Below are 8,667 nucleotides of genomic sequence, written 5' to 3' on the forward strand. Positions count from 1 at the left end.
GCGGATCGTCGTCCCGCCCTCAGCACCCATTGCACCGGACCAGGGGCCGACGGCACCAGTGCGATCTGTCATCTCCTTCCAAGGGATGAGGGCTGGCCGAGGGTTGGCCGAGGAGGACTGGACAAGGAGGACTGTAGAAGGAGGGAAGGCAGGGTCAGCCGGCGCGCAGCTCCTGGGGCAGTTCCTCGAGCAGCCGCAGCCATAGCTCGGAGCTCGTGGGGTAGCTCGGCACCGCGTGGCGCAGCACGTGCACCGGCACCTGACCGACGATCGCGATGGTCGCCGCGTGGATCAGCTCGGAGGCCTCCGGGCCCACGAAGGTGGCACCGACGAGAGTCCCCGTCTTCCGGTCGACGACCAGCTGGGCGGTGCCCGTGACGTCGTCCCGCAGCAGGGAGGAACCGGCAGCCCCGCCGAAGGGGACCTGCGCGGTGACCACGTCGTGGCCGGCGTCGCGCGCGGCCTTCTCGGTCAGGCCCACGCTGGTGACCTGTGGATCCGAGAACACCACCTGGGGGACCGGGACGATCTCGGGAACTGGCTCGAGCCGCCCGTCGGTCGAGCCGGCCCGGATCGCCTGCCCGATCACCCGGGCGCGGTACTTGCCCCAGTGCGTCAGAGGCGCGTCCCCGCTCGCATCGCCCACGGCGTGCAGCCACGACGGCAGGGCGGTGCTCTCCGAGCTGTCGCCTGCCGAGTCGGCGCCCGCAGAGCCGCCCGTCGCCGGATGCTCCGCCTCGATCACGTCGTCGGCGCTCAGGCCCAGGGCGTCGAGGCCCACGTCGCTCAGGCGCGGGGTGCGCCCGGTCGCGACCAGGACCTCGTCCCCGCCGATCTCGCGGTCACCCTGCGCGTCCTGGAGCTGCAGGCTCACGCGGCCGCCATGAATCCGGCCCAGCCCGGCGTCGCGGGCGTCGGTGCGCTGGCCGGAGAGCACCGAGGTGTCGAGCTGCACCGTGACCCCGAGGTCTCTCAGCGCCTCCAGCACGTGCTCGCCGGCGAACGGTTCGAAGCCCGTGAGCAATCCGGCGCCGCGCACGAGGAGCGTGACCTGGGAGCCGAGCGCCGCCATCCAGGTCGCGGCCTCGACGGCGACCACGCCGCCGCCGACGATCAGCAGCTCGTCCGGTACGTCCTGCACGCCGGTCGCGTCCCGGGAGGTCCATGGCTGCACAGCGCGCAGGGGCTCGGGGATGACGGCCTGGGAGCCGGTGGCGATCACGACGGCGCGGGTCGCTCGCACGAGCGTCCGCTCCCCGCCGTCGGGCCCTTCCACGCGCACCTCGCGCTCGCCGACGAGCCGGCCGTGGCCGCGCACGACCTGCATCCCAGCGCCCTCGGCCCACCGCACCTGGCCGGTGTCGTCGTAGTGCGAGACCCAGATGTCGCGTCGCGCCAGCAGGGCGTCGCGGTCGACCTCCGGGGTGGAGATGCCCTCCAGATGCGAGGCGGCATCGGCCACCGAGAGCGGCCGCAGCAGGGCCTTGGACGGCATGCACGCGTAGTAGGAGCACTCGCCGCCCAGCAGCTCGCCCTCGATCAGCACGGCGGTGAGATCCGTGCCCTCGATCGCGTACTGGGCGACGTTCTCGCCGACGGGACCGCCACCGATCACGACGACATCGGCGGTGATCACGGACGGAGTGTCGGTCGGCGTCTCGGGGGCGTCACTGGTGGCGGCATCGGTCGTGTCGGCGGCGGTGTCTGAGGGGGAGGACTGTGCATCGGAAGCCATGTCGGCACGCTACGCCTGGCTCAGGGCGGAGTCACGGGGTGCGGGCACTCCGTGTCCTCCGGGGCGAGCACCCGTGACCGGACGGGGCTCCGTCCCTGCTGACGAGGGATCCGCGTCTTTCCTCCCCAGTGCCCGACAATTCACAGCTGCGCGCCGGACGCTCGACTGTCGGACGTTCTCCGTAGGCTCGGGGCATGAGAATCCTGCACACCTCGGACTGGCATCTGGGGCGCACGCTGCACAAGGTCGATCTGCACGAGCACCAGGCCGCCTTCCTCGACTGGCTGGTGGACCTCGTGACGGAGCGGCAGGTCGACGTGGTCGTCATCCCTGGTGATGTGTACGACCGTGCAGTCCCCGCAGTGACCAGCGTGAAGCTGCTCGATTCCGCCCTCGCCCGGCTCGCCGGCACGGGCGCGACCGTGGTGCTGACCTCCGGCAACCACGATTCCCCGGAGCGGCTCGGCTTCGGCCGCGGACTCATGAGGGCCGGCATCCACCTGCTCACCGACGTCCCCGGCATCGAGCATCCCGTCTCCGTCGAGGACGAGCACGGCGAGGTGCTCTTCTTCGGCCTGCCCTACCTCGAACCGGATCGTGTGCGCACCGAGCTCGTGGCCGACGGGGAACCACCGCTGGCCCGCAGCCACGAGGCCGTCACCCGCGCCGCCCTCGAGAGGGTGCGCGAGCGCGCGACCGCTCATCCCGGCGCCCGCACCGTCGTGCTCGCCCATACCTTCGTCACCGGTGGCGAGGCGAGCGACTCCGAGCGCGACCTGTCCGTCGGCGGCGTGGACTCCGTGCCCGCCGGCGTGCTGAGCGGCATCGACTATCTCGCCCTCGGCCACCTCCACGGCTGCCAGGACCTCACGCGCACCGTCGGGGCACCGGCCTGGTACTCCGGCTCCCCGTTGGCCTTCTCCTTCTCGGAGCAGGCCCATCGCAAGTCCGTGCTGCTCGTCGACCTCGGTGCACCCGGCGCCGCCGACGGCGACCGCGCCGTGGTCGCCGTGGAACGGATCGAGACTCCCGTGCCTCGCCGCCTCACCGAGCTGCGCGGCACCCTCGAGCAGATCCTCGCGCAGAGCGAGGAGCATGGCAGCGACTGGGTGAAGGCGATTGTCACCGACCCTGCGCGGCCCGCCCACCTGCAGGAACAGCTCCGTGAGGGGTACCCGCACCTGCTGCTCACGGAGTACGCCCCGGAAGGTCGGGAGGCGCGGGAGGGCACTCCTGTGGTGCGACGCGAGGCGAACCCACTCGAGGTGATGGACCAGTTCCTCGCCGACGTCACCGGTGGCGCGCCCACCAGCGCCGAGCATGACGTGATCGAGCGCGCCTACCGCCACGTGCGTCGCCAGCAGGAGGCCTCATGAAGCTCCACCACCTGCGCCTGACCGCGATCGGCCCCTTCGCCGGCACCGTCGAGGTCGACCTCGCCGCGCTCGGCGCGAGCGGCATGTTCCTGCTCGAGGGGCCGACGGGATCTGGCAAGTCCACGATCCTCGATGCGATCGCCTACGCGCTCTACGGGCAGGTCGCCGGGAGCGTCACCAGCGACGCCCGGATCCGCTCCCAGTTCGCGCAGCCCACCGAGCCCAGCGTCGTGGACCTCGTGTTCGAGACCTCCTCGGGGATCTACCGGGTGCGCCGCCAGCCCGAGTTCCAGCGCCCCAAGATGCGCGGCACGGGCACCACGAAGGAGCAGGCCAAGGCCGTGCTGTGGCGGATCGGCTCCCCACAGCTCATCCCCTCCGTGATCGCCGACGAGGTGGGCGGCGGGGGAGGCGTCGACGCGATCGCCACCCGAATCGACGAGGTGGGCCGCGAGATCCAGCGCGCCGTGGGCCTGACCCGTGACCAGTTCACGCAGACCGTGCTGCTGCCGCAGAACGAGTTCGCTCGCTTTCTGCGCGCCGGCACCGGGGAGCGGCAGCTGGTGCTGCAGCGCGTCTTCGGCACCGAGACCTACGCCGCCGTCGAGAAGCAGCTCGAGGAGATGCGCAAGACCGCCAAGCGCCAGGTCGACCAGGCGCAGCAGACCCTCGGCACCGCGCTGGCCCGCTTCACCGAGGCCACCGCCCTGGAGACCGAGCAGGTCACCGCCCTGGACGACCATGCCCAGGCGCTGCGCCTGGAACCGCTGGCCGCAGCGGCCGACGAGCACCTCGCCGCCGTCACCACCCGTGCCTCCGCGGCACGCGACGCCGCCCAGACCGCCACGACCGCGGAGCAGTCCGCCCGCACGGCCGCCGAGACCGCCCGCACCGCCCGCAAGCGCATCGACCGCCGCCGCGAGCTCGATGCGCTCTCGGCGCGGCTCACCGCGGACAAGCCCGCCGTCGAGACGGCCCGGCGCTCCCTGCAGCGCGACGAGACCGCCCGCCCCGTCGCCGACATCCTGCGCCGTCGAGACCTCGCCGCCGCCCAGGCCGCCACCGCGATCGAGGCCCTCGCCCAGCTCGCCACCACCACACGCCCGGAGCATCCCTCGCTCGTGGACCTGCTCGAGGCCGACGACGCCGCCACCGCGCTCACCGCCGCGGCCGATGAGGCCACGACCGCCGCCGGCACGCTCGCCGACCTCGTCGCCCTCGAAGCCGCCCTCCCTGCCCGCGAACAGAAGCTCACCGCGCGCCGCTCGACCCTCGTGGAGACGACGGCCGCGCTGAGGGCGCTCACCGAGCAGCTCGGCGCGCGCCCGGCCCAGCGCACCGAGCAGGTCACCGCCCGCGACACCGCCCGCACCGCCGCGCGCGCCCTCGGCGACGCCCGGCTCGCGCTGCGCACTGCGACGGAGCGCCAGCAGGCCACCACAGCCGCCGCGACCCAGCAGGCGAAGGTCCAGGTCGCCCACGAGCAGGCCGTCGCGACGCTGCGCACCGCCCAGGACCGCGCCGCCACGGAGGCTGATCTGCGCCGCCGCCGCTTCGCCGGGATCGCCGCCGAGCTCGCCGTGGACCTCGCCGACGGGGACGCCTGCCCGGTATGCGGCGCCCTCGAGCATCCCCATCCGGCCGGCGCCGCCGAGGACGCCGTGAGCCCCGAGCAGGTCGAGGCCGCCGAGAAGGCCCGCCAGCAGGCAGAGGCCGCGCATGCCCGCGCCGAGCAGGCCCACGCCCTCGCCGACCAGGAGCTCACCCGCCTCCGCGAAGCCGCCGGCGACCTCACCCCCGAGACCGCGAAGGCCGCCGTCGACGCCGCGACCTCGCAGGTCACCGTCGCACAGCAGGCCGAGAAGAAGGCCGCCGAGATCGATGCGACGATCACGGCCTTCGACGAGGAGACCGACCGCCTCACCCAGCGCAAGGAGACCGACGGCCTCGCCGTCGAACGCGAGCGCACCGCCATCGAGGAGGCCACCCGGGCCCTGACGGCCGACAGCGCGAAGGTCACCGAGGCCCGCGGCGAGGACGACTCCATCGCGACCCGCCGGCTCGCCCACCTCACCCGCGCCCGCGCCGCCACCGCGCTGCGCGAGGCACTGCGCACCCGCACCGAGGCCTCCACCCGCGCCGACGAGCTCGCCGAGGAAGCCACCACCGCCCTCACCGCCGCCGAGCTGACCACCGCGGAGGACGCCCGCGCCGCCGTGCTCGAGACATCGGAGCGCCGCCGCCTCGAAGCCCTCGTCCAGAAGCGCGCGGTGGACGAGTCCCGGCTCACCGACGGCCTCTCCGAGGAGGGCATCGAGACCACCGTCGCCACCGCCGAGGCCCAGGACTCAGCCGACGCCGCCCTCACCGCGGCCACGGCCACGCACACCGCTGCTCAGGAGTCGGCTCAGGAGGCCGGTGGCCTCGCCGCCCGCCTCGGCGCCGTCGCCGAACGCGGCGCAGCCGCCCGCACGGTGCTGCAGACCGCCACGGACCAGGTGCGCACCGTCAGCGAGGACGCCGGCGTGGTGGTGCGGGTCGCCGACCTCGCGACCGGCAGATCGAGCGACGGCGACCGCGTGCAGCTGTCCACCTATGTGCTCATGTGGCGCCTGGACGCCGTGGTGGAGGCCGCCAACGCCCGCCTCGCCCTGTTCTCCGGCTCCGATCTCGAGCTGCTCCGGGACACTGGCGCCCGCGGCGCCCGCAAGACCGGCCTCGACCTGCTGGTGCTGGACCGGCGCACCGATCAGGTGCGCGTGCCCGAGACCCTCTCCGGCGGCGAGACCTTCTTCGTGTCCCTGGCCCTCGCCCTGGGCCTGGCCGACATCGTCATGGGTGAGGCCGGCGGGGTGCAGATGGAGACCCTGTTCATCGATGAGGGCTTCGGCAGCCTCGACCCGGAGACCCTCGAGACCGTGGTGCGTGAGATCGGCCGGCTCGCCGAGACCGGCCGCGTGATCGGCATCGTCAGCCACGTGGGCGACATGAAGGCCCAGATCGCCGAGCAGATCCACGTGCGCCGCGGCGCGGACTTCCGCTCCACCCTCAGCGTGACGGCCTAGCGAGGAGACAACGGGACGGCGCGATCCGGGACCGTCGGGCGGAAGGCTCGTGTGACAGCGCGGACACATTCTCCGCCGCACCCGTACGCCCCAGTGCGGAATGATGGAGCAACGCCTGCGACCAGCGCGGGAGACCCCGATCATCGGGCTCCCGACGGAAGGACCACCATGACCGACTCCTCCCTCCCTGCCACCCCTGCCCCAGGGTCCGCGATCATCGGAACCGGCCACTACCGGCCCGAACGGATCCTGACCAACGTGGACCTCGAGTCGATCGTCGAGACGAGCGACGACTGGATCCGCCGACGCACCGGCATCGAGGGGCGGCACATCGCGGCCGAGTCCGAGACCGTCGCGCAGATGGCCACCCACGCGGCCCGCGCCGCTCTCGAGGACGCCGGCATCGAACCGTCCGAGGTCACCCAGGTGATCGTCGCGACCTGCTCCGACGAGGAACGCTCCCCGAGTGCAGCCGGTCGCGTCGCGCAGGCCCTCGGGCTCTCCGCCCCGGCCGCCTTCGACATCGGTGCCGCCTGCTCCGGCTTCAGCCACGCCCTGGCAGTCGCCGATCAGGGCATCCGGGCAGGCGCCTCGCGCACCACTCTGGTCATCGGCGCGGAGAAGCTCTCCGCCAAGACCGACTACACCGACCGCACCACCTGCATCCTCACCGCGGACGGCGCCGGCGCGGCCGTGGTGCAGGCCGCCGAGGAGCCCGGCATCCATCCCGTGGTGTGGGGGACCGTCCCCGACCTCGTCGACGCCGTGACCATCAGCCCGCCGTCCGGGTGCTTCTCCCAGAACGGACGCCAGGTGCTCGGCTGGGCGCTGCGCGAGGCACCCGGCATCGCCGAGCGCGTGGTCGCCGCTGCCGGGCTGGAGATGTCGGACATCGACGTCTTCGTCCCGCACCAGGCGAACCTGCGCATGATCGAGCCGCTCGCCGCGTCGCTCGACCTGCGCGAGGACGCCATCGTCGCCGACGACGTCACCACCTCCGGCAACACCTCCGCCGCCACGATCCCGCTGGCGATCTCCCGGATGCGCGAGGCCGGCCGCCTCCCCGCCGGCGCCACCGCGCTGCTCCTGGGCTTCGGCGGCGGCTTCTCCTACGCCGGCCAGGTCGTGCGCCTGCCCTGAGCGGGATGGGCCCGGAGCGTGACGGGCCCGGAGCGGGGACGTCCCTGCGCCCGCTCCGTAAACTGGGCCCATGGCGCAGATCATCGTGTACGGGCACCGAGAATCCATCCAGCGACGACGCTCGGCGCTCTCCGACGCGATCCATGGCGCTGTCATGACGGCACTCGACTACCCCGCCGAGAAGCGCTTCCACCGCTTCATCGCGCTCGATCCCGAGGACTTCATCCATCCAGAGGACCGCGGGTCGGACTACACGATCATCGAGATCTCGATGTTCGAGGGGCGTACTGAAAGGGCGAAGCGAGCCGTGATCGCCGAGCTCTTCGCACGTCTCGAGCGGGACGTCGGGATTCTCGCCCACAGCGTCGAGGTGACGATCACCGAGACCCCGACGGTGAACTGGGGAATCCGCGGAGCCAACGCCGCAGACCTCAGTCTGGGGTATCAGGTCGACGTCTGATCCTCGGAGGCGGCAGTCGCGTCGTCGCCCGCCTCGCCGCCTGCTTCGTCGGCCGATACCCCGTCGACCGCACGATCCAGCGGCCGCTCGTGCACGAACAGCGGCACCCGCCACCTGGTGAGCATCGGCGCGACCAGCGCCCCGAGCAGGGCGCCGAGCGAGTTCGCGAACACGTCGTCGATGTCGGCGATCCGCACCCCGCACGGGTACAGCCCCCAGGCGCCGGTGTACTGGGTGGCCTCGATGAGCACCGACAGCATCACGCCGATCGCCAGCGATGTGGTCGTGTCCAGCCGGAACACTCCGCGCAGCACCATTCCCAGCGGCACGAACAGCACGACGTTCGAGAGCAGCTGCAGCACCGGGAAGCTCAGCGCCAGGCCCAGGATGCTCACCCCGCTGTCGTGCAGCTGGAGGAGGTCCGTCACCCAGTTGAAGGGATAGGGGTGCAGCTTGCCGCCCGCCCGATTCCGGCAGGTCGCCGCGATCTCGTAGGCAGGGGCGACCGTGAGCCCGGCCAAGGACATCGTGTACACGCAGATCACGGCCACGCCCACCAGGCGGTTCGGTCGCACCCGGCCGAATCGGCGTCGCTGGAGCAGGAGGGCAGGTCCCAGGATCAGGGCGAACACGCCGATCCCGCCGACCACCCCCACCAGACCCAGGCGCAGCAACTCGCTCACGAGGGAACCGTACGGGGCGATGCTGGACAGGACCAGACCCCCGAGACCGGCCCCTCGCCCGGGCCTCCCACCACGGTATGACCATGGTGGGCACCCCGGACTGATTCCCGACGTCACCTGCCTATCTAGCCTCGGGCTTTCATCGTTGAGGTGTCCGAGGGGTGGGTCGTGATGGGTGAAGGTGCTCCTGACCTGGAAGAATAGGGCT

The 8,667-nt window shown here is 72.4% G+C and carries 6 protein-coding genes; 4 read left to right on the plus strand and 2 right to left on the minus strand.

Going from position 1 to position 8,667, the window contains the following annotated elements; translation table 11 throughout:
• Positions 1 to 154: 154 nt before the first annotated feature.
• Positions 155 to 1,735, minus strand: coding sequence for a dihydrolipoyl dehydrogenase family protein (locus ABD093_RS05425; RefSeq protein ID WP_343922966.1), 1,581 nt, complete (start codon positions 1,733 to 1,735; stop codon positions 155 to 157).
• A 194-nt stretch (positions 1,736 to 1,929) separates the two neighbouring features.
• Here ABD093_RS05425 and ABD093_RS05430 point away from each other — a divergent pair, with 194 nt between their 5' ends.
• The 4 genes from ABD093_RS05430 (at position 1,930) to ABD093_RS05445 (ending at position 7,776) form a co-directional block, all read left to right on the plus strand.
• On the plus strand, positions 1,930 to 3,111 hold the full coding sequence (locus ABD093_RS05430; protein ID WP_193118723.1) for an exonuclease SbcCD subunit D: 1,182 nt from the start codon (positions 1,930 to 1,932) through the stop codon (positions 3,109 to 3,111).
• Positions 3,108 to 6,176 carry an AAA family ATPase gene (locus ABD093_RS05435; protein WP_343922969.1) on the plus strand — a complete coding sequence of 1,023 codons (3,069 nt, stop codon included), beginning with the start codon at positions 3,108 to 3,110 and terminating at the stop codon, positions 6,174 to 6,176. Before ABD093_RS05430 ends, ABD093_RS05435 begins: the two co-directional genes overlap by 4 nt.
• Positions 6,177 to 6,344: 168 nt before the next feature.
• Positions 6,345 to 7,316, plus strand: a complete 972-nt coding sequence (locus ABD093_RS05440) for a beta-ketoacyl-ACP synthase III (protein WP_343922971.1) — start codon at positions 6,345 to 6,347, stop codon at positions 7,314 to 7,316.
• Between the two features lie 70 nt (positions 7,317 to 7,386).
• Positions 7,387 to 7,776 (plus strand): tautomerase family protein, encoded by a 390-nt coding sequence (locus ABD093_RS05445; RefSeq protein WP_343922973.1) that lies wholly within the window; start codon positions 7,387 to 7,389, stop codon positions 7,774 to 7,776.
• On the opposite strand, the gene ABD093_RS05450 is transcribed toward ABD093_RS05445, so the two are convergent.
• A complete protein-coding gene (locus tag ABD093_RS05450; protein WP_343922975.1) occupies positions 7,761 to 8,459 on the minus strand; it encodes a VanZ family protein in 699 nt (232 codons plus the stop codon). The two genes, ABD093_RS05445 and ABD093_RS05450, sit on opposite strands and share 16 nt — an antisense overlap.
• Between the last annotated feature and the right edge of the window lie 208 nt (positions 8,460 to 8,667).

It is taken from the genome of Brachybacterium tyrofermentans (assembly GCF_039526165.1).
Taxonomy (GTDB): Bacteria; Actinomycetota; Actinomycetes; order Actinomycetales; family Dermabacteraceae; genus Brachybacterium; species Brachybacterium tyrofermentans.

What these genes read in the sequence shown, in the direction of transcription:
- ABD093_RS05425 (WP_343922966.1), bottom strand. Translation starts at nt 1,735, where the DNA reads ATGGCTTCCGATGCACAGTCCTCCCCCTCAGACACCGCCGCCGACACG.
- ABD093_RS05430 (WP_193118723.1), top strand. Translation starts at nt 1,930, where the DNA reads ATGAGAATCCTGCACACCTCGGACTGGCATCTGGGGCGCACGCTGCAC.
- ABD093_RS05435 (WP_343922969.1), top strand. Translation starts at nt 3,108, where the DNA reads ATGAAGCTCCACCACCTGCGCCTGACCGCGATCGGCCCCTTCGCCGGC.
- ABD093_RS05440 (WP_343922971.1), top strand. Translation starts at nt 6,345, where the DNA reads ATGACCGACTCCTCCCTCCCTGCCACCCCTGCCCCAGGGTCCGCGATC.
- ABD093_RS05445 (WP_343922973.1), top strand. Translation starts at nt 7,387, where the DNA reads ATGGCGCAGATCATCGTGTACGGGCACCGAGAATCCATCCAGCGACGA.